Below are 386 nucleotides of genomic sequence, written 5' to 3'. Positions count from 1 at the left end.
AACACCGAACTCGGACAGTGATCACAGACCTCATCGGTGTGATATTCGGTACTTCCCGAACTAAAAAACAGCCGAGGAGCCAAGGAACGGGCCCATCGACAGGCACAGGAGCGTGATCTTTGTGAGTGGTCGTCGAATACGAAGACAACGATCTCCGAGAAGAGCTAGCGAAGCTTGATCCAGGCAAGCTAGTGCAGCTCAATCTTGACCGCATTGGTAGCCGAGCAAACGTTTGGAAAGCCGGCTGGCCCGGCAATAAGAACCCAGTGCTTGACTAATCGGTGTCAATAACCCACGACAGAAGTTGGCTTGTCAGTGGACTGCCTTCTGCATACGAGCATTACTGTATACACCATTGCGGACATCGTATGCCGTCTGTCGAGACT

General features: G+C 52.1%; 1 protein-coding gene. It reads left to right on the top strand.

Annotated features, from left to right (window positions below; translation table 11 throughout):
* Positions 1–125: 125 nt before the first annotated feature.
* Positions 126–278: a DUF7999 family protein gene (locus tag O2S87_RS18930; RefSeq protein ID WP_475410244.1), complete on the top strand. Its 153-nt coding sequence runs from the start codon at positions 126–128 to the stop codon at positions 276–278.
* Positions 279–386 lie beyond the last annotated feature (108 nt).

It is taken from the genome of Halohasta sp. A2, from assembly GCF_056175805.1.
The sequence above is the reverse complement of the archived record's forward strand: the minus strand, read 5'-3'. Positions and strand labels throughout refer to the sequence as shown.